The sequence below is a fragment of the Phascolarctobacterium sp. genome (genome assembly GCF_030531065.1).
Classification (GTDB): Bacteria; Bacillota; Negativicutes; order Acidaminococcales; family Acidaminococcaceae; genus Phascolarctobacterium_A.
In genome coordinates, this window is the sequence record NZ_JAUNOQ010000001.1 from 218,454 (window position 1) to 238,797 (window position 20,344).

The 20,344-nt window shown below is 51.4% G+C and carries 20 protein-coding genes and 1 tRNA gene; 6 read left to right on the top strand and 15 right to left on the bottom strand.

Annotated features, from left to right (window positions below; translation table 11 throughout):
* Positions 1–84: 84 nt before the first annotated feature.
* The 4 genes from Q4E64_RS01095 to Q4E64_RS01110 all read right to left on the bottom strand — a co-directional run bounded on the left by Q4E64_RS01095 (position 85) and on the right by Q4E64_RS01110 (position 4,083).
* Complete coding sequence (locus tag Q4E64_RS01095; RefSeq protein WP_303165814.1) at positions 85–1,302, bottom strand: S-layer homology domain-containing protein; 1,218 nt, start codon at positions 1,300–1,302, stop codon at positions 85–87.
* A gap of 423 nt (positions 1,303–1,725) precedes the next feature.
* Complete coding sequence (locus tag Q4E64_RS01100) at positions 1,726–2,661, bottom strand: LysR family transcriptional regulator (protein WP_303165815.1); 936 nt, start codon at positions 2,659–2,661, stop codon at positions 1,726–1,728.
* Between the two features lie 268 nt (positions 2,662–2,929).
* Positions 2,930–3,004: transfer RNA gene (locus Q4E64_RS01105), tRNA-Gly, on the bottom strand.
* A gap of 389 nt (positions 3,005–3,393) precedes the next feature.
* The gene (locus tag Q4E64_RS01110) at positions 3,394–4,083 is read right to left on the bottom strand and encodes a DUF554 domain-containing protein (protein ID WP_368501468.1); all 690 of its coding nucleotides are present in this window, start codon (positions 4,081–4,083) and stop codon (positions 3,394–3,396) included.
* A gap of 122 nt (positions 4,084–4,205) precedes the next feature.
* Here Q4E64_RS01110 and Q4E64_RS01115 point away from each other — a divergent pair, with 122 nt between their 5' ends.
* Positions 4,206–4,820, top strand: coding sequence for a DUF4163 domain-containing protein (locus tag Q4E64_RS01115; protein ID WP_303165817.1), 615 nt, complete (start codon positions 4,206–4,208; stop codon positions 4,818–4,820).
* A 172-nt stretch (positions 4,821–4,992) separates the two neighbouring features.
* Here the strand turns inward: Q4E64_RS01115 and Q4E64_RS01120 are convergent, their stop codons facing one another.
* The 11 genes from Q4E64_RS01120 to Q4E64_RS01170 form a co-directional block, all read right to left on the bottom strand.
* Positions 4,993–5,448: a cytidine/deoxycytidylate deaminase family protein gene (locus tag Q4E64_RS01120; RefSeq protein WP_303165818.1), complete on the bottom strand. Its 456-nt coding sequence runs from the start codon at positions 5,446–5,448 to the stop codon at positions 4,993–4,995.
* On the bottom strand, positions 5,448–6,068 hold the full coding sequence (gene upp / locus Q4E64_RS01125; protein WP_303165819.1) for a uracil phosphoribosyltransferase: 621 nt from the start codon (positions 6,066–6,068) through the stop codon (positions 5,448–5,450). Before upp ends, Q4E64_RS01120 begins: the two co-directional genes overlap by 1 nt.
* 32 nt (positions 6,069–6,100) lie before the next feature.
* Positions 6,101–7,354 carry a serine hydroxymethyltransferase gene (glyA, locus tag Q4E64_RS01130; protein WP_303165820.1) on the bottom strand — a complete coding sequence of 418 codons (1,254 nt, stop codon included), beginning with the start codon at positions 7,352–7,354 and terminating at the stop codon, positions 6,101–6,103.
* 68 nt (positions 7,355–7,422) lie between these two features.
* Positions 7,423–7,989: a TIGR01440 family protein gene (locus Q4E64_RS01135; RefSeq protein ID WP_303165821.1), complete on the bottom strand. Its 567-nt coding sequence runs from the start codon at positions 7,987–7,989 to the stop codon at positions 7,423–7,425.
* A 79-nt stretch (positions 7,990–8,068) separates the two neighbouring features.
* A complete protein-coding gene (gene rpiB / locus Q4E64_RS01140) occupies positions 8,069–8,512 on the bottom strand; it encodes a ribose 5-phosphate isomerase B (RefSeq protein ID WP_303165822.1) in 444 nt (147 codons plus the stop codon).
* Between the two features lie 61 nt (positions 8,513–8,573).
* The gene (locus tag Q4E64_RS01145) at positions 8,574–9,671 is read right to left on the bottom strand and encodes an L-threonylcarbamoyladenylate synthase (protein ID WP_303165823.1); all 1,098 of its coding nucleotides are present in this window, start codon (positions 9,669–9,671) and stop codon (positions 8,574–8,576) included.
* On the bottom strand, positions 9,634–10,548 hold the full coding sequence (prmC, locus tag Q4E64_RS01150; RefSeq protein ID WP_303165824.1) for a peptide chain release factor N(5)-glutamine methyltransferase: 915 nt from the start codon (positions 10,546–10,548) through the stop codon (positions 9,634–9,636). Before prmC ends, Q4E64_RS01145 begins: the two co-directional genes overlap by 38 nt.
* Before the next feature lie 31 nt (positions 10,549–10,579).
* Positions 10,580–11,647 (bottom strand): peptide chain release factor 1, encoded by a 1,068-nt coding sequence (gene prfA / locus Q4E64_RS01155; RefSeq protein WP_303165825.1) that lies wholly within the window; start codon positions 11,645–11,647, stop codon positions 10,580–10,582.
* 133 nt (positions 11,648–11,780) lie between these two features.
* Positions 11,781–12,683 carry a DUF1385 domain-containing protein gene (locus Q4E64_RS01160; protein ID WP_303165826.1) on the bottom strand — a complete coding sequence of 301 codons (903 nt, stop codon included), beginning with the start codon at positions 12,681–12,683 and terminating at the stop codon, positions 11,781–11,783.
* 80 nt (positions 12,684–12,763) lie between these two features.
* A complete protein-coding gene (gene rpmE, locus Q4E64_RS01165) occupies positions 12,764–12,967 on the bottom strand; it encodes a 50S ribosomal protein L31 (protein WP_293728147.1) in 204 nt (67 codons plus the stop codon).
* Positions 12,968–13,083: 116 nt separating this feature from the next.
* Positions 13,084–14,538, bottom strand: a complete 1,455-nt coding sequence (locus Q4E64_RS01170) for a sodium/proline symporter (RefSeq protein WP_303165827.1) — start codon at positions 14,536–14,538, stop codon at positions 13,084–13,086.
* A gap of 307 nt (positions 14,539–14,845) precedes the next feature.
* Between Q4E64_RS01170 and Q4E64_RS01175 the strand changes: the two genes are divergently transcribed.
* The 5 genes from Q4E64_RS01175 to Q4E64_RS01195 all read left to right on the top strand — a co-directional run bounded on the left by Q4E64_RS01175 (position 14,846) and on the right by Q4E64_RS01195 (position 20,315).
* Positions 14,846–15,280 carry a DUF1934 domain-containing protein gene (locus Q4E64_RS01175; protein WP_303165828.1) on the top strand — a complete coding sequence of 145 codons (435 nt, stop codon included), beginning with the start codon at positions 14,846–14,848 and terminating at the stop codon, positions 15,278–15,280.
* Positions 15,270–16,934, top strand: a complete 1,665-nt coding sequence (argS, locus tag Q4E64_RS01180) for an arginine--tRNA ligase (protein WP_303165829.1) — start codon at positions 15,270–15,272, stop codon at positions 16,932–16,934. Before Q4E64_RS01175 ends, argS begins: the two co-directional genes overlap by 11 nt.
* 175 nt (positions 16,935–17,109) lie before the next feature.
* Positions 17,110–18,726, top strand: a complete 1,617-nt coding sequence (locus Q4E64_RS01185; protein ID WP_303165830.1) for a CTP synthase — start codon at positions 17,110–17,112, stop codon at positions 18,724–18,726.
* Positions 18,727–18,794: 68 nt separating this feature from the next.
* A complete protein-coding gene (gene sppA / locus Q4E64_RS01190; RefSeq protein ID WP_303165831.1) occupies positions 18,795–19,745 on the top strand; it encodes a signal peptide peptidase SppA in 951 nt (316 codons plus the stop codon).
* A gap of 6 nt (positions 19,746–19,751) precedes the next feature.
* The gene (locus Q4E64_RS01195) at positions 19,752–20,315 is read left to right on the top strand and encodes a YIP1 family protein (RefSeq protein ID WP_303165832.1); all 564 of its coding nucleotides are present in this window, start codon (positions 19,752–19,754) and stop codon (positions 20,313–20,315) included.
* Positions 20,316–20,344: the final 29 nt, after the last annotated feature.

Below are 20,344 nucleotides of genomic sequence, written 5' to 3' on the forward strand. Positions count from 1 at the left end.
TAACCTCCGTTGCTTTCAGCTATTTTATAAAAAACAGGACAGCATAAGCCGTCCTGTTTTTTTATTAACTTATGCAAGTCAATCTTAGAAAGTGAAGTTCAGTTGGCCGTAAATGGTTTGGTTATCCTTGCTGCCTTCTTTACCTTCCAGATCGTACCATTTAACTGCAGCAACGATGTTCTTAGCTACGGTGTAATCAACGCCGATGCCATAGCCTTCGAAACCTTCGGAATCCAGACCGAAATCATAATCAGCTTCGAAAGTAGGAGCTACATAAGTGCCGACTGCCATATCGTAGTACTTAGCCCATACGCCCCAGCTGTTGACTTGAGAAGCTTTAGCGCCCCGATATTTTAAGCCGACCATAAAACCGTCGTCGTCGCAATCGTTCTTGTCGTAATCGGACATCAGATAGGTGCCGTCCAATTTCAAATCCTTGACAACCGGTACGACAAAGCCTACGCCCCACAGTTCGTTATCATCTTCTAAGCTACCTTGGTCTTCAAATTTGTAGTAGCCGACCTTAGCGTCCCATACGCCGATCTTAGCGCCTAATTGCGCGTAGTACATATCTTCGCAGTTATTTTCCCATTTATCGGTTTTACTGGTATCGGAGCCTTTGCCGTAGCCGACGGTCAGGTTGATATCCTTGCCGTAGGACAGTTGTACGCCGTCCATACGGTCATCGTAAATCATAGCGTCGTAGAAGTCGGAGAAATGGTAACGACCTGCCTGCACCTTAACGCCGCCGATTCTACCGTTTACGTAAGCGCGTTGGAATTTAGTATCTTCGTCGCCGTTGTCGTTGTGAAGATCTTGGATATTTTCGATCATACCAGTGTAGGTCCAGTTGTCGTTTACTTGGCCGTTAATCCAGATACGGGAACGCAGTTTGGTTGCATCTTTATCCATACTTTTACCGGTGTCTACTTCGTTATCGTAGCCCCAATAACGCAGACGGAACTCACCGGTAATTTTTACGTTGTCGGCTTTCTTTTCCAAATTAGCTACGCGTACGCCCAAGGTGTCCAGCTCGTCGGCAAATTCTGCAGCCAGCTTGTCTACGTTGGCGCCTTTGGCCATTGCCTTAGCAACGATTTGCGCCATTTCATAACGGGTCATCAGCTTGTCGCCGCCGAAAGCGCCGTCGGCATAGCCGTCGATAACGCCTGCTGCAGCCAGCTTGTTAACGCTGTCGTAAGCCCAGTGGCCGGCCGGAACGTCGGAGAACGGATTTGCAGCGTAAGCGGATGCGGTTACGCCCAATGCCATTGCCATAGCCAGTACTAAAGATTTTTTCATTTTGTTTTCCTCCCTTAGGAAATATATTTTATAAGCGCCTTAGGGAAGCTGGGCTTGCCGAAAGCTTGTCTGAGTTGCCTTGTTTCCTCATCCTGTTTCGCCAAACTTTCGCCGCCGCGCGGGCGTTTATAACGCTACACGGCGAAGGGTTTGTTAGGACGTTCAAACCCTTCGATAATAAAAAGGCTACTCGCCGCTAAAGTTTATAAACCCCACCCCTGAGGTAAATCCTTCGCTTTACCGCCTCTTTACTATGTCTCCATTATAATTTATTGCTAAGTTTTTAACAATTCCGGTTGCTTATGCTGAAATTAGCGCAACTAATGGATAAGCGTAATATGAATTATAAAAGCGAAATCCCGGAATAATTTAAGCGGCGGGCTGCAGCTTGAATTTTTCCGGGATTAGCGGCGCGATATGGATTTATGGTTGCTCGGCGTCGGGCTTGCCTGTCAGTACGTCGCGATAAGCGTCGCCAAACTTTTGCATGATCGGCTTTAATAATTTCATATCGGCATTTTTATTCCAAAAGGCGTAATATTCAAAGCGAATTGGCGCGCCGTTATTGTAAAGCTGCGTCAAACGCGTAAATTTGCCGAGAAAGTTGCAAATACCGCCGTTGCTGGTGATGGGCATAAAGCCTTCGTTATTGATAATCATGGCTAAGGCCGAAGGGATGTCCTTGGCTATTAAAAAGCTGCCGTTAAAATTAAGAATCCGGCGGTAAAATAATTTTTCCTGCTCTAACGAATCTCTATCGGCGATTAAGATGCAGGGCATATTTTTGATAGAAGTTACTTCAATAAAGTTAGTACAAGAGGGGGGGACGAGAGTATTTTGTAAAGAGATGGCGACAAGACAGTTTACCGATTCAATGTGATGGCAGCAAAATTTTTTTAGCTCGTCTTCGCTGCGTAGATCGTTAATAGCTATGTCCAGCTCTCCTGCCAGCAATTTGTTCATCAGCGCGTCGTGTTCTCCGTAAGTGATATTGATGGCAATATCCTGATTTTCTGGCAGTAAGGTTTTTAAAACGTGGGACATAATCGCTACATTGTAATTACTGCGGCAGCCAATCCTTAGCCTTGACTCTTGCCGGCGCTCCAGCTGATATAAATTGTTTTTAAGGTTTTCTGTTTCTTGGACGATGGCTTTAGCCTTCTGATAAAAAAATTCTCCAGCTGGCGTAAGGGCGAAACGGCGGTTGCTGCGCAAAATGAGCTCCGTGCCCAGTTCGTCCTCCAAGGCTTTGACCTGCTGGGAAATTGCGGATTGCGAAATAAAACATTGCTCCGCAGCTTCGCTAAAGCTTTTACAGTCGGCCACAGCTAAAAAGTATTTCATTTGGCGTAATAACATAATTTAGTACCACCTTATACAAAAAATATAACACCTTCCATTCATCTTTTCCTCTCTTATCTTAATATTTTATACAAAAAATTCGCGGCGGGCAAATTAGAATGAATAATAGTATATATTAGCGCAAGTGATAGAAAAATTTGAAATTGGCTTATGCACTAGCCAAGAGCAGTTTTGTCGTTTGCTTCTTGTTGTGCCCATCAAATAATAGCTTTTTGTGGCAGGGAAAAAGAAACACCCGGCAAATGCTTGCCGGGCTGGATTTCTTTGGAGCGGGTAACGAGACTCGAACTCGCGACACATAGCTTGGGAAGCTATTGTTCTACCACTGAACTATACCCGCGTATAAAGTTGAGTACAAAACAAATCAGCTTATTTTGTACTTTTCTATTATATACTAAAATGGTATGGCTGGCAAGCATTTTGCTGTGGCGCGGCTACTATTTTAAATATGCCGGAGCAAAAAAATTTATGAAAAAAATTTCCGCATACTGTATACAAAATACAAAACTGTGGTATAATATGGATAGATAAAAAAGCAGATAGCTTGAAAGGGCTGCTGCAAATAAAGAAAATGCATTATGCGTGGAGGTGAAGTACTATGTTCAGCGCAATAGGTGTTAGCTTAGTATTTTTGTTTGCTTTGACTGTAATGTGCATTTTTGAATAATATGAGGGTAACTAAACACCTCTGGCCTTACGACCAGAGGTGTTTTTCGTTGCAATAAAGTCCTAGACGCCGAACAGTAAATGCATCAGCCCATAAAAAACCGGCGGCACCAGAAGCGAGGGCAGCATATTCAGCGTTTTGCAGTCGCGAATCTGCAAAATCCCCAGGCCGGAGCTCATAAGGAAAATGCCGCCCAAAACGGAAATTTCTCCCATCAGAGCCGGAGTCATATAGGGCGCGATAAAACCGGCGAAAAGATAGATACTGCCCTGCCAGCAGAATAGTACCAGCGCCGCTATCGCGATGCCGATGCCATAAGCGGAGGAAAGAATGATAGAGGATACGAAGTCCAGCGTCGCGTTGGTGAAAAGATAGGTGTTATTGCCGTTCAGGCGGCTTTCGATGGGCCCTAAAATGGACAGCGTGCCGATGCAGAACAGCAGAATAGCGGTGGACAGGCCTTCGGCCAGGCGCGAGCCGCCTTTAGCCTTTTCCAGCAGCTTATGGAAATAGCCGTCAATATCCAAATAAGTGCCGATGATGGTGCCGATGGCAATGCTGGCGATAAAAAGCACAGGGTACGTTACCTTAGGTATATTGCCGACGAAAGCGTTGACGCCTAGGCCGACGGTGGCCAGACCCAGACCGTCGAAAAGCGCCGTTTTGTAATTTTCTTTTATGCCGCGGCTGACAAAGCTGCCGACGATGGAACCGGTCAGGATGCAGCCGACGTTGACGATAGTACCTAACATTTGTTTTTCATCTCGCTTCACAAAAAATTCTCTAAAGACACGTAAAAGTTGCTTTACTTATACTATATTATTTTATACTATGATTATAGAAATTTCAAACCCAGATGAGGAGGCGATTAATTGTGTTGAAAAAATTTTTGCTGCCCTTGGCGCTTTGTCTGACCGTTACGGCTACGGGGTTTGCCGCAGTGCAGGAAAAAACGCTGACGGGCGACCGTTATCAGCTGACCTATCCTGTTTTTACTTTTGAAAACGGTAGGGCGGCGAAGAAGGTTAATAAGGAAATTAAACAGATGGTGAAGGATACCCGCAGTCTGTTGAAGGACCCGGTATATCAATCTGTGGCTACAATTTACAAGGTGGTACAGGAAACTGACCAGTATGTAGTACTGACCTTTACCAGCTACAATTATACCGGCGGCGCCCACGGTATGTATTATACCAAGGGCTTGGTTTACGATAAGGCTACGGGCGAGGCGCTGCCCTACACGCATTTTGCCAAGGCGGTGGACGCGGCGCAGCTGAAGCGGGGGATTGCCGACGGCAGCTATAAGGTTTTCTGTTCAGATTTGCTGACTACCAGCACCGCTCCGTTTTTAAATGACATTGAGAATTTTCAAGTCAGCGAGAATTACGTCATCGGTGAGGACGGGCATGTATATTTAATGTACCAACCCTATGAGCTGGATTGTTATGCAGCGGGCGTGACCTATGTGCAGCTGCCTTTAAATAAATAGTTGTGAGGAAAACGTCGCTGGAAAGCGGCGTTTTCGCTTTAGGCCGAAAGCTTAAATTTGGGCAGATAAAAACGCATCGTTCCTTGAAAACAGTAGGTGTTCAAGCCGCTGTCAGAAAGGGGAACGATGCGTTTTTGGCAAATTACGCTAACATTTTTATTTTTCGGATCTTCTATTTATGCCAGCATTCGATTTCGATGCCGGAAGCCTGCATCATATCCTCCGCCAGCTTATCGGGATAAGGATTGGCGTAGACGATACGTTTGATGCCGGCGTTGATGAGTATTTTGGTGCAGACTACGCAGGGCTGATGGGTGCAGTACAGCGTGCCGCCGTTGACGGATACGCCGTGATAGGCGGCCTGCACAACTGCGTTCTGCTCGGCGTGAATACCGCGGCACAGCTCGTGCATTTGTCCTGAGGGCACGTTGAGCTTTTCCCGCAGGCAGCCGACGACGGCGCAATGAGGCAGGCTTTTGGGCGTACCGTTATAGCCGGTGGCGACGATTTGCTTGTTTTTAACGATAACCGCGCCCACGCTGCGGCGCAGGCAGGTAGATCTTTTGCTGACTACCTGCGCTATTTCCATGAAATACTCATCCCAGTCGGGCCTTTTTTGCTGTTCCATTATACGGTACCAAAGATGCGGTCGCCTGCGTCGCCCAAACCGGGAACGATGTAGCCGTGTTCGTTGAGATGATCGTCCAGCGCGGCGGCGTAGATTTTCACGTCGGGATGAGCGGCGTTCAAGCGCTCCACGCCTTCGGGGGCGGCGACTAAGCACATAAAGCAGATATTTTTCAGACCGCGCTTTTTTAGCTGGTCCACAGCAGCTACAGCGCTGCCGCCCGTTGCCAGCATCGGATCGACCACGATGGTGTAAGCGTCTAAATCCTTGGGCAGCTTGCAGTAATATTCCATAGGCTGCAAGGTGGTTTCGTTGCGGCTCATGCCGATATGCCCCACGTTGGCCTCCGGCAGCACGGTGAGCACACCCTCCATAAAGCCCAGCCCGGCGCGCAGAATGGGAATCAGGTTGACGGTGCCGTGGATTTTTTTGCCGCTGGTTTCGCACAGGGGCGTGGTTACGCGGCAGTCGTCCATGGGAATATTATGAGCGGCTTCAAAGGTCAGCAGCATCGCTACCTCGCCGATGGTGCGGCGAAAGGTGGCGCAATCGGTGTTGATATCGCGCAGGACGGTCATTTTAGCCTGCAAAAGCGGGTGGTTTACAACTGTGATCTGCATAAAATAATACCTCTCTTACAATAAATTACCGGTTATTTGATATTGGGATACATGGGATATTTAGCGCACAGGGCGGCTACGCGGCGCGCAGCTTCCGCCTGCTTTGCTGCGTTCTGTGGGTCGTTGAGCACCAGACCCATGATGGCGGCCACTTCCTTGAAATCTTCTTCTTTAAAGCCGCGGGTCGTGGCTGCGGGCGTGCCCAAACGAATGCCACTGGTGACAAAGGGGCTGGCCGGGTCAAAGGGAATGGTGTTCTTGTTGCAGGTAATGCCGATGGCGTCCAGCAGATGCTCTGCCTCCTTGCCGGTGAGGTTTTTATTGCGCACGTCCACCAGAATCAAATGGTTGTCGGTGCCGCCGGAAACCAGACGGAAGCCTTCGGCTTTTAAGCCCTCGGCGAAAGCCTTGGCGTTTTTAATAATATTTTCCTGGTATTCCTTAAATTCAGGCTTCAGCGCTTCGCCAAAGGCTACGGCTTTGGCGGCGATAATGTGCATCAGCGGGCCGCCCTGCAAGCCGGGGAAAACTGCCTTATTGATTTTTTTCGCATACTCTTCATTATTGGTCAGGATAATGCCGCCGCGAGGTCCGCGCAGAGTTTTGTGGGTGGTGGTGGTAACGAAGTCTGCGTAGGGAACCGGGGACGGATGCAGTCCTGCGGCTACCAGGCCGGCGATATGCGCCATATCTACCAGCAGCAAAGCGCCGTTGGCGTGAGCGATATCAGCAATGCGCTTGAAGTCGATGATGCGCGGGTAAGCGCTGGCGCCGGCAACGATAAGCTTGGGATGATGCTCCTTAGCCAATTTATCGATGTTGTCGTAATCGATAAGCTCGCTTTCCGGGTCTACGCCGTAATGAACTACATTATAATAGCTGCCGGAAATATTTACCGGGGAGCCATGGGATAAATGGCCGCCCTGGGACAGGTCCATACCCATCATGGTGTCGCCTGGTTTGAGGAAGGCGAAGTAAATGGTCATATTGGTGCTGGCGCCGCAATGGGGCTGCACGTTGGCGAATTTTGCGCCAAAAAGCTTTTTCGCACGTTCAATGGCCAGGGTTTCTACCTTATCTACATATTCGCAGCCGCCGTAATAGCGGTGACCGGGGTAGCCCTCGGCATATTTGTTGGTCAGAATGGTGCCCATAGCCTCCATTACTGCGGGAGTAACGAAGTTTTCCGAGGCGATGAGTTCAATTTTGTTGCGCTGGCGGTTCAGCTCCTCATGGATAATACCGTCCAGCTCCGGGTCGACTACGGCAAGCTTTTCGAGATTCATAATGTTTAAGTCCCTCCTAAAAATAAAACAGATGAGCCTTTTTGCTGCTTATGCCTGCAGCCGCACAATCAGCGGCGGTTGTCAGGATAGCAGGCTCTGGGGCCGCCTACTAAGGGCGGTCTTGTTTTGGCGGCAGTCAGTACCGCTTCGCCAATTTTTTTATATTGCAAACGTACCGGTACGGCCACCCGTTTCAGGTGCATACCGATAAGCGTCTGACCAATATCCAATCCCAAATGGGCGGCGACGGCTTCAACCATCACCGGATCGGCAAAATTTTCATAAGCTGCCGTACCCATAGCTCCGCCGGCGTGCGGCATGGGACGTACTGTAACCTCGCTGAGGTTATAGCGTTCTGCCGTGGGGCGGTCGACTACCAGGGAACGGTTCAAATGCTCGCAGCACTGTACGGCTAAGCGCAAGCCGTGGGCGTCGCACACGGCCTTGAGGGCTTTAAACATGGCTACGGCAATTTGGCTGCTGCCGCCGGTGCCAATTTTTTGTCCCAACACTTCGCTGGTGCTGCAGCCCAGTACAAAAATTTGACCGGGGCGCGTTTGGGCGGCGGCAATAAGCTCCTCTGCCGCGGCAGTGAGCTCTTGTACGATATTCTGCGTTAATGCGTCAATTTCCATAACCATTTATCTCCTAAGCAGCGTTTTGGTAAAGCAGTATAGCATATCGCTTTCAGGTATGCGCTGCGCTTTGCTGATTTTATTTTTCTAAGGCCATGATTTTGTCCACGCGGCGCTGGTGACGGCCGCCGGCAAATTCCGTGGTCAGCCAGGTGTCGGTAATCATTTCGGCCAGACCCACGCCTGTGGTGCGTTCGCCCATGCACAGCACGTTGGCGTTATTATGCTCGCGGCTCATTTTAGCGGAAAAAACGTCGGCGCATAAAGCTGCGCGGATGCCGTGGCATTTATTGGCGGCGATGGAAATACCGATGCCGGTGCCGCAGATTAAAATACCGCGTTCGGCTCCGCTGGCGCCGCTGGTAATGTCCTGGCACAGCTTAGCGGCGAAGTCAGGATAATCTACGGACTCTTCGCCGTAGGTGCCGTGGTCTACAACCTCGATGCCCTTGTCCTGCAAATATTTTTTGATATGCTCCTTGAGATGAAAGCCGCCGTGGTCGCAGGCGATTGCAATTTTCATAACGCATCCCTCCGTAATACGCTCCACGCCGCACGTAGCGGCGGGTAGCTATTTCTTGATTTTATTGTATCATAAATTCCGGCAAATGTTTATCGTTTTTTAGATGCAGCGCGCCATTTTCCAGCGTCACAATTTGATAACCGGCCGCTTTGCGCAAACGGTTCATAATCGCCAGGCCCAAGCCTTCCTCGCTGACTCCGGCTGCTAAAATCACGTCGGGGCGGGTGCGGTCGAAGTCGCGCAGCAGGTAGAATAAGTCGCCTGCCAGCCGTTCTAGGCTGTCGCCCCAGCTGGATAAAAGCAGCTTGTCGTGGGCGGGGATTTTTTGCGCCAGCTCCGCGCCGCATAGCACGCCTACCTTGAGCCCGGCGGCCAGCGCCCGGGCCGTCAGCTGGGGAAGCAGGCCGACGGCTTCGCCTTCCAGCAAATAGACCGGTTCTTTCGGCGCGTAGTGACGGTATTTCATGCCGGGGGCTTTGGGCTTAAAGTTTTTATCGCCCTGCAAAGCCGGATCAATTTCTACTGCGCCTAAGGCTTCCGTCAGCATTTCGTAGGTTACGCCGCCCGGCCGGCAGATGGTGGGGACGGGCGAGGTAGTATCCACTACGGTGGATTCCAAGCCGATGCCGCAGCTGCCGCCGTCCAGCACAGCCGCAACCTTGCCCTGCATATCCTCCAGCACATCCTGGGCGTTGGTGGGGCTGGGCCTGCCGCTGATATTGGCCGAAGGAGCGGCGATGGGGCAGCCGCAGGCTTTAATAAAATCCTGCGCTAATTTATTGGAAGGAAAGCGCACTGCTACCGTGGGCAGCCCGGCGCTGACGGCGTCGGGCACGACAGCGGCTTTTTCTACGATTAAGGTCAACGGGCCGGGCCAGAATTTTTCCATGAGCTTGCGGGCGTTGGCGTTGAGCCCCGTGGTCAGCGGCAAAATATCCTCCTGACGGGCGATGTGCAGAATCAAGGGATTGTCGTTGGGGCGTCCCTTAGCGGCGAAAATTTTTGCCACTGCCGTTGGGTTCAGTCCGTCCGCGCCCAGACCGTAGACTGTTTCCGTGGGAAAGGCTACGACTTCGCCCTGTTTAATCAGCCGTGCGGCGCGGGTATTTATTTCCTGATTATCAGAGCTCTTTTGTAATTTCCAGTAAAAGGTCTGCATATTTTTTTTCGTCTCCTTCCTGGGGCTGCGCTTTGGCTTTGACGGCAAAAACCATGCGCTCGATTCCGGCGTAATCGCGGCGGACGGCGGTTTGGGCAAAGCCTGCGTCCAGACAAAGCTTCTGTACCGCCTGCGCCTGATTGATGCCGACCTCGAAGGCCAGCAGTCCTTCGTCCGCTAAATGAGCGGGGGCTTCCCGAACAATGCGCCGGTAAAAATCCAAACCGTCGGCGCCGCCGTCCAGCGCGCTGCGAGGCTCCTGCTGCACGTCCTTGTCCAGCCTGGCAATGTCGGCTGCAGGAATGTAGGGCGGGTTGGACACGATAATGTCGAATTTTTTTTCTAAGGGCAGTTTGCTGAAAACGTCGCTGCGCACAAAGCCGATGCGGTCGCTGACGCCGATGCGGCCGGCGTTTTCCCTGGCTACGATGAGCGCGTCCACGCTGATATCCACGCCCACGCCCTTGGCCCGGGGCAGATAGTCCAGCAGCGATACGATGATCGCGCCGCTGCCAGTGCCGATATCCAAAAGCTTGGCGTCGCCGTCGGGACGCAGGATATTGGCGGCTTTGACGACGCTTTCCACCAGCAGCTCGGTTTCCGGGCGCGGAACGAGGGTGGCGGGCGTAACCTTAAAGCTGTTGCGCATAAAGTTTTTTTCGCCCAGAATGTAGGCCAGCGGTTCAAAATTGCCCCGCCGCTGCACATATTGTCGGTAGGTGGATAGCTCGTCCTCGTTCAAAGGACGCTCAAAATCCACATAGAGGGTGATGCGCTGGCACTTTAAGACAGCACAAAGCAGTACCTCGGCATCCAGACGTGGGTTTTCCACGCCTTTAGCTTCGAAGTACTGCTTCGTCCAGTTTATAATTTTCATGATCGTCCAAACAGTTTCAGACTTGCTCATTTTATTTCACCTGTCGTAATTGCTCGCTCTGCTTGGCTGTGATGAGCGCGTCCAGCAGTTCGTCTAAATCGCCGTTGACGATGGCGTCCAATTTGTGTAGCGTTAGGCCGATGCGATGGTCGGTGACGCGCCCCTGGGGATAATTGTAAGTGCGGATGCGCTCCGAACGGTCGCCTGTGCCAACCTGGCTTTTGCGGTCCTCGGCGGTGGCGGCGCGCTGTTCCTCCTGAGCCTTTTCCAAAATGCGGGCGCGCAGAACCCGCAGGCATTTCTCACGGTTTTTCAGCTGGGATTTTTCATCCTGACATTGAGCCACGATACCGGTAGGAATGTGAGTCATACGCACGGCGGATTCCGTTTTGTTTACGTATTGGCCGCCTGCGCCGCCTGCGCGATAAGTATCAATGCGCAGGTCTGCGGGGTTAATTTCCACGTCCACTTCCTCGGCTTCGGGCAGCACGGCTACCGTAACGGTGGAGGTGTGTACGCGGCCCTGGGATTCGGTTTCGGGAACGCGCTGTACGCGGTGTACGCCGCTTTCAAATTTCATACGGCTGTAAACGCTGTCGCCGTTGATTTGGAAAACGACTTCCTTAAAGCCGCCCAGCTCCGTAGGGCTGGAATCCATAACCTCAACGTGCCAGCCGCGGGTTTCGGCATAGCGCAGGTACATACGGAACAAGACGCCTGCGAACAACGCCGCTTCCTCGCCGCCTGCGCCGCCGCGAATTTCTACGATAACATTTTTTTCGTCGTTGGGGTCGGAGGGCAGCAGCAGGATTGTCAGGCGCTGCTCGTATTCCTCCAGCTGCGGCTTAAGCTCCTTCAGCTCGTCTTTAGCCATTTCTGTGAGTTCGTCGTCTTCGTTGGCCTTGAGAATTTCCTCTGCTTCGTCGCGTGACTGGCACATAGCGCGGTACTCGCGGTAAGCGGTGACGATGGGCTCCAGCTTGGCGTGAGCTTTAGTTGCTTTTTGCCAGTTGGTTTGGTCGGCGATGACGTCGGGATCGCTGATTTTGGCTTCTAAATCTAGGTATCTATCTTCGATCGACTGTAACTTATCTAACATTGAATCCTATCTCCTACATTAAAAATATCTTAGTGTGGGGAATTTTGTATATTCTGTTTGGAGGCGTAAGAATCGCCTTTAGGCGAGGCGGCTGGCGAGCGCAGCCGGGAGCCAACAACGAAGCATAAAGCGATTATCGCGCCTCCTGCTCTATTATTTCTTCAGGAGGCAGCACAGCTTTAAGCGATGCGATTGCTACTTCGATCTGGCTGTCGTCCGGCTGGCGCGTCGTCAGCTTTTGCAGTAGCAGCCCCGGCATAATAGCCATGTGAACCAAACGGTTATCCGCATGGGCTCCGGCGAAGCGGATAAGCTCATAGCTGACGCCGGCAATCACCGGCATCAGCACAATGCGGGAAGCAATGCGCTCCAGCAGGCTGGGCCAGCCTAGGAAGGTGAAGATGAACATGCTGATCAGCATAACAATCATCAAAAAATTAGTGCCGCAGCGAGGGTGCAGCGTGCTGAAGGGGCGCACATTTTCCACCACCAGCGGCAGACCGGCTTCATAGGTGTAGATGGTTTTATGCTCCGCACCGTGGTACTGGAATACGCGCTGAATATCCTTCATCGAGGAAATGCCAGCAATATAGCTTAAAAAGATAACCATGCGCAGCACGCCCTCCGCAAGATTAAGCAGCATGGGGTCGTCGGTCAGCGCATGCAGAAAACGCATGGACCATGTGGGAATGACGATGAACAGACCGATAGCCAAAGCCACAGAAGTAGCGATGGTAATAGCCATTTCCTTGCCAGTCAGCTGCTCGTCCTCGTCGCCGGACACCTGAGCGGAATAGGCCAAGGCCTTCATACCGTCGTACAATGATTCAAATAAAGCAATAACGCCGCGCAGCAGCGGTTTTTTCAAAATCGGATATTTATCGCGCAGGCTGTTGACAGGATTTACGTCCACAACGATTTCGCCGTTGGGCTGGCGCACTGCCACGGCTACCTTGTCCGTGCCGCGCATCATCACGCCCTCGATAACGGCCTGTCCGCCTACATTGGGCTTTTTACAGCAATCTTTCGTGCTCATAGTGAATTTGCTCCCTATTTTTCAGGAAAATAAATACAGCAGAGCGACGGTTAAACGTAACTCTGCTGTAAGTATAAAGATTATTGTTCTTTGTTGTAGCGTTTGTTGAATTTTTCAATACGACCGCGAGCAGCAACGTTACGTTGTTGACCAGTGAAGAATGGATGGCATTTAGAGCAAACATCCACGCGAATCTCTTTTTTAGTGCTGCCGGTTACAAAGCTGGCGCCGCAGGCACAGGTTGCAGTAACTTCACCGTATTTCGGATGAATCTTTTCTTTCATTCTTTACACCTCACTTTACTATAGAACATTATTGTCATCATCGTTAGATATTAACACTAAATGATTGTATCACATAGCGGCGCAATGCGCAAGTGATTTTTTTATGAAGGCCAGACTTAATCTTCCTTATAATTTTCGGCGTTGTCGTAAAGTGCGGCAACCTCTTTGCTGGGCTCTTGGCCGAGCAGAGAGACAAGCGCTGCCGCAACCAGGCCGCCGACGAAACCGGGAATGATTTCATAAATGCCGGTAGAGGAAAACAGTATCAGCCAAGCTATATCCACGAGAGCGCCGACTACGATGCCTGCTACAGCGCCGTGGAAGGTGAAGCGCTTCCAGAACAGGCTCAGCAAAATTGCGGGGCCGAAGGCTGCGCCGAATACGCCCCAGGCGTTGGAAACCAGCGCCATGATGGAACCGGCGTTAGGGTTGGAGGCGATAAGCAGGGCGATGAAAGCGATACCGAGAACGACAAAGCGTCCGGCCCACAGCATTTCCTTGTCCGTAGCCTTATTCTTACGCAGTACGGGCTTGTACACGTCGCTGGCAAAGGAGGAGGCCGCGGCCAGCAGCTGGCTGTCGGCGCTACTCATAGATGCCGCCAGTACGGCGGAAAGCAGCACGCCGGAAATCAGCGCCGGGAAGATGCTGCGCACCATGGCGATGAAAACTAAGGAATTCTTATTGATTTCTTCGTCCATGCCTAAATACATACGGCCGACAACGCCGACCATGGTAGCGAAGAAAAGAATCAGCGCAGTCCAGGAAATACCGATAATAGCGGATTTTTTCATTTCCTTCTGCGAGCCTAGGGACATAAAGCGAATAATGATGTGAGGCATGCCAAAATAACCCAAGCCCCAACCCAGACCGGAAACGATGTCCGTCCATTTAGCGGTGGGATTCCAGTATTCCGTCGGAATGTGGGATACGGCGGAGGCGTCGACCAGAGACGCGGCAAAGATAGGCGCAATGAGCAGCGAGCCCAAAATCAGCAATCCCTGGTAAAAGTCGGTCCAGCAGACGGCTGAAAAGCCGCCCAAGAAGGTGTAGCTGATGATAATGAAGGCTGCCAGATACATTGCAATGGAAGAATCCATGCCGATAACGGTATTGAACAGCGTACCGCAGGCTTTAATGCTGGAAGCAGCGTAAATGGTGTAGGCTACCAGAAAAACTATGGCGCAGACTACCTGCAGCAGATTGGACTTAGATAAAAAGCGGTTGGTGAGATATTGGGGCACGGTGATGGAATCGTTGGCCACGATGGAAAAGCGGCGCAGACGCGGCGCTTCATAAATCCAGCTCAGGGTGTAGCCGATGAGCAGGCCAACGCCAATCCAGATTTGACCCATGCCCAAGGCATAGATAGAGGTGGGCAGGCCCATGAGCACCCAGGCGCTCATATCGGAGGCGCCTGCGGAAAGAGCCGTTACCCACGGCCCCATTTGACGACCGCCTAAGAAATAGGTTTTTTCGCCGCCGTTGCGGTCTTTAAAGAAAAACCAGACGCCAATGGATAGCATAAAGATTAAATAGACGATAAAGACTATCATCTCAATATAATTCATAATAACCCCTCCAAAATACAATAGATACTTACATTATATATGCAAAAAGCTTCATATACAAGGGCAGCAGAAAAAAATACGGAAAAATAGCCACTCTGACTTTTTATATTTTGGATTTTTGAATGATTTTACGAGTTTTCTTGACGCAATCTGACGCCTGTTATATAATATTGAAGAATATAGAAGTCTTTTTTAGTGCAGGGAAAACGCATTAGATTGACAAAAATCTTTTAGGGCTTGCTGCCTTTCGATCATAAAGCTGGAACGAAAAGGCTGCAGGCTCTAGTCGTGTTTACGGAGAATTTAGATGCAGGCGGTAAAAATTCGTATTCTAAGTACAACTAAAGAAGCCGGCAGCACGGCGCAGTCCATCGAGCAGCGTTACAAGGGGACGATGACGTATAAAAACGGCAAGTACTATGTGATGTACAAGGAGGACGCTCAGTCGGGGCTGGAGGGAACCAAAACCACGGTGAAATGGAATCAGGAGCGCGTTATTATTCTGCGCAACGGTACGGTGGAGCACCGTCAGGAGTTTTGCCGTGGCTATTTGGACAGAAGCGTTTATAAAACTCCCTATCTGACCATTCCTCTGACTACGGAAACGAGCTATTTATACACTTATTTCCGGGAAGGCGTTTGGCGTCTGGAGGTAGAATATACATTATATCATGGGGACGCCCCCTATGGCGAAATGCAGATTTTAATTGAAATTGAGGAGGATACAGAGGTTGGACATTAAGAATATTTTGGCTGCCGCTATTAAGGCTGCCGCTAAGAAAGCTATTGCCGACGGCAAGCTGAAGGAGGGCGCTTTGCCGGAGGTGCTGCTGGAGGTGCCGCCGCAGAAGGAGTTCGGCGATTTTGCCACTAATTTCGCAATGCAGTCCGCCCGCAGCCTGAAATGCAATCCGCGCATGATTGCGCAGGCCGTTATCGATAATCTGGACTGCGCTTATATTGCTAAAACGGAAATTGCCGGTCCCGGCTTTATCAATTTTTATCTCAAACAGGACTGGATGTACGATATGCTGGCGAAAATTATCGCCGAGGGTGAAAATTACGGCAATCTGGTCAGCGACTGCAAGGAAAAAATTCAGCTGGAATATGTCAGCGCCAACCCGACGGGCCCGCTGCACGTGGGCCATGGCCGCGGCGCGGCTGTGGGCAGCGCCTTGGCCAACCTGATGAAGGCTGCCGGTTACGACGTGACCCGCGAATATTATATTAACGACGCCGGCAATCAAATCAATAATCTGGCTGAGTCCGTCAACGCCCGCTATTTGGAGCAGCTGGGCCAGACGGTGGAATTTCCCGAAAACGGCTACCACGGCTACGATATTGTGGAAACGGCTCAGCGCATCGTAAAAAAATACGGCGATAAATTTTTACAGATGGACGAAGGCGAACGCTTGCAGCAGTTCCGCACTATTGCGTTGAAGGAAAAGCTGGCGGCGCTGAAGGAGGACCTGGCTGCCTTTAACGTGGAGTTTGACGTTTGGTTCAGCGAGCAGAGCCTGCACGACGCCGACGCTATCCATAAGGCCTGCGATTTGCTGCGCGAACGCGGCTATCTTTACGAAAAGGACGGCGCTTTGTGGCTGAACGCTACGGAGCACGGCGACGATAAGGACCGCGTAGTTATTCGCGATAACGGCGTGCCTACTTATTTTGCAGCGGATATCGCTTATCACCGCAATAAATTCGAGCGCGGCTTCGACCGCGTAATCAATCTGTGGGGCGCGGATCATCACGGCTACATCGCCCGCATGAAGGCCGCCGTGGGAGCTTTAGGATACAAGCCGGAGCAGCTGGAGGTGCTGATTCTGCAAATGGTCAGCCTGTACCGTAACGGCGAGCTGGTGAAAATGTCCAAGCGTACCGGTCAGAGCGTTACCTTGAACGAGCTTATCGAAGAGGTTGGCACCGACGCGGCCCGCTTCTTCTTTACCATGCGTTCCATCGACAGCCAGCTGGATTTCGATATGACTCTGGCTACGGAAAAGAGCAACGAGAACCCCGTTTACTATATCCAATACGCTCACGCCCGCATTTGCAGCATTATGCGTCAGCTGGAGGAAGCCGGCATTGAAATTGCCGCTGCGGATAAGCTGCGGTTGTCAGTCTTGCAGGAAAAGGAAGAGCTGGAGCTGATTAAAAAGCTGGGCGAATATCCTGAAATGCTGCAAAGAGCGGCCCGCGACCGCGCCGTACACAATGTAGCCCATTATGTACACGAGCTGGCAGGCTTGTTCCATTCCTTCTATAATCAGTGCCGCATTTTGGGCGTGGACAGCGATTTGCAGCAGGCCCGCATTGCTCTGGTTATTGCGGTGGGACATGTTATTCGTCACGCGCTGGGGATATTGGGGGTATCCGCACCTGAACATATGTAATGCTATTGGCTGAATATAAGGCGTCATATGCTTCGTCAGGGCGGGCTAGGAGTATTTGCGATACGCCGTCGCCGCCCTTCCTCGCCTCTAACGCCTTCTATCCAGCCTTAAGGTTTGAGTAATATTACTAGTATCAAATATAAAAGCAGCAGTTAAGAAAGGGATGGGAAACAAGATGACAAAATATATTTTCGTAACCGGCGGCGTTGTATCTTCCTTGGGTAAGGGCATTACGGCCGCATCTTTAGGACGTTTGCTGAAAAGCCGCGGCTACCGGGTTACTATTCAAAAGTTCGACCCGTATATCAATATCGATCCCGGCACTATGAGCCCCTATCAGCACGGCGAGGTTTTCGTTACCGACGACGGTGCGGAAACCGATTTGGATTTGGGTCATTACGAGCGCTTTATCGACATCAACCTGTCCAAAAATTCCAATGTAACTACCGGTAAAATTTATCAATCCGTTATCAATAAGGAGCGCCGCGGCGATTATCTAGGCGGCACGGTGCAGGTAATTCCTCACATCACCAATGCGATTAAGGAGCGTGTCTTCCTGGTTGGCAAGCAGGATAACGCCGATTTTGTTATTACGGAAATCGGCGGCACGGTGGGCGATATCGAGAGCCTGCCATTTTTGGAGGCTATCCGGCAGGTGAAAAAAGAGGTGGGCCGCAACGATGTGCTCTATATTCATGTTACCCTGGTTCCCTATATTTCCGCTGCCGGCGAGCTGAAAACCAAGCCGACCCAGCACAGCGTTAAGGAGCTGCGCAGCATCGGTATTTCTCCCGACATTATCGTGTGCCGCAGCGAAAAGCCCATTTCCAAAGAGATGCGCGAAAAGATGGCCATGTTCTGCGACGTTGACCCGGACGCAGTTATTCAAAACCTGACGGCCAGGAGCATTTATCAGGTGCCCATGCTGATGGAGGAGCAGCAGCTGGATTCCATCGTGCTGCGCAAGCTGGATATGGAGGATAAGCCCAAGGATATGAGCGGCTGGCACGATATGGTGGCCCGCATTCTGAAAAAATATGACCGTAAGGTGACTATCGCCGTTGTGGGCAAATATGTGGAGCTGCAGGACGCTTATATCAGCATTACCGAATCCTTGCGCCATGCCGCCGTAGCCAACGAAGCGGAGCTGGATATTAAATGGGTGAACGCCGAAAAGATTGAAGGCGAGTCCGTCGATATGACTAAGGTTATGGAGGGCGTGGACGGCATTCTGGTGCCCGGCGGCTTCGGCAACCGCGGCATTGAAGGCAAAATCAAGGCCATTCAATACGCCCGTGAAAATAAAATTCCGTTCTTCGGTATTTGCCTGGGTATGCAGTGCGCCGTTATCGAGTTTGCCCGCCACGTTTGCGGTATGGCCGACGCTAACAGTTCGGAGTTTGCGCCGGAAACCACGCATCCCGTTATCGACCTGATGCCGGAGCAGCTGGACGTGGAGGATATGGGCGGCACCATGCGCCTCGGCCTGTATCCCTGTAAGGTATATCCCGATACGCTGACGATGAAGGCTTATAACGAGGAGCTGATTTACGAACGTCACCGCCATCGTTACGAATTTAATAACGCCTTCCGCGAAGAAATTATTGAAAAGGGTCTGAAACTGGGCGGCACGCTGCCTAACGGACGTTTGGTGGAAATTGTGGAGCTGCCTGAAAGCGTACATCCCTGGTTCCTGGGCGCGCAGTTCCATCCGGAATTTAAATCCCGTCCGACCAATCCCCATCCGCTGTTCCGTGACTTTATTGCAGCTGCTTTGCGGGAACAAAAATAAGACTTTAAGGCGGCAGGCTGCTTACTGAGCGGCCTGCCTGTTTTATCGGCGGCATAAAGGAGGTTGCTATGCTCAAGAAAATTTTTATCAGCGCGGTGCTGCTGTTGGCGGTGCTTAGCTTTGTGGTGTCGCTGCTCAAGGGCAATAATAATAATGAAAAGAGCGTGACGGTGCCCGACAGAGTGGCCGTTATCGACATTGAGGGTACTATTATCAGCGGCGGCGACAGCCGCGATACGCTTTTTAATCAGACTGCGGGCGTTACCAGCGGCAGTTTGATGCGTCAGATTCGCGAGGCTGCAGCCGACGACAGCGTAAAGGCTTTGGTGCTGCGCATTGATAGCGGCGGCGGCAGCGCTACGGCGGCCGAGGAGGTGGGCCGGGAGCTGATGCGCTTCAAAAGCAATACCAAAAAGCCCATTGTAGCGACTATGGGCAATACCGGGGCCAGCGCGGCTTATTGGATTGCAGCCTGCGCCAGCGATAAGGTGTACGCCAACGCTACGACTTTAACCGGCAGCATTGGCGTGTACATGCCTTATATGAATACGGAGGAGCTGTTTAAAAAGATCGGTATTACCAGCGATAAGATTAAGAGCGGGCCCTATAAGGATATTATGAGCAGCGACCGTCCTATGACAGAGGAGGAAAAGGCCATTCTGCAAAGTATTGTCAACGAAATTTACGAGCAGTTTGTGGCTACGGTAGCTGTGGGCCGCCAAATGGAGCAGAGCAAGGTACGGCAGCTGGCCGACGGCCGCGTTTATACCGGTCAGCAGGCGAAAAATCTGGGGCTGGTGGACGAGATAGGCGATTATTACGACGCTTTGGCCGCGGCTGGCGAATTGGGCGGCATTAAACCGGGCAGCGACGGCCTGCCTGCCGTTAAAGAACGCGCTAAGCAGCAGCCGTGGGAATTTTTGCTGAGCGCTCAGATTGCCAATATGATTAAAGGAGAGCTGCTGCAGCAGCTGCAAAGCAGCCTGCAGCCCGGCGCGGCGCCTGCCGTTGTGAGGTGATGAGCTATGAGGCGCAAAACCTTCGACGTGCTTTTTGAACCGGGAGCGGGGCTGGGAGCGCTGGTCAAGCAGCCCTGCCTGTGGCGCAGCGCGTTTTATTTTACCATCAGCGTGGGCTTTTTCACCGGCGTGGTAACTAATTGCTGGCTGCTGGAGCAGCCGCTGCAGGTGCGCTTTGCCATTATACTGGCGACTGTTTTGATTATGGCGACGGCTTTATCGTTATACGGCTTCTTGTTGCACGGCATTATGGAAACCTTCGGCGCTTTGGCCGGCGACCCGGTGGGCTTGATTTGCCTTTTGGGTTATACCACTCTGCCCTTTTTGCTGCTGACGCCGGGAGCGTTGCTGGCAGGCAAGCTGGGGCTGGGAGGCTTGCCGCTGCTGGGGGTCATCGTTTTAGTGGGCTTTATCTGGATGTTGTACCTGTTGGTGCGCACTTTGGAGGCTGTTTATCTTATCGACTGCTTCCGCTCTCTGGTGGCGCTGCTGTTCAGCCTGCTTTTAATGTATATCGTTTTCGTGCTGCCCTGGCAGCTTTTGGTAAAGCTGATAACTTACGGCTGGTAAAAGGGATTTGATTTTCTTATTGCTAAAAC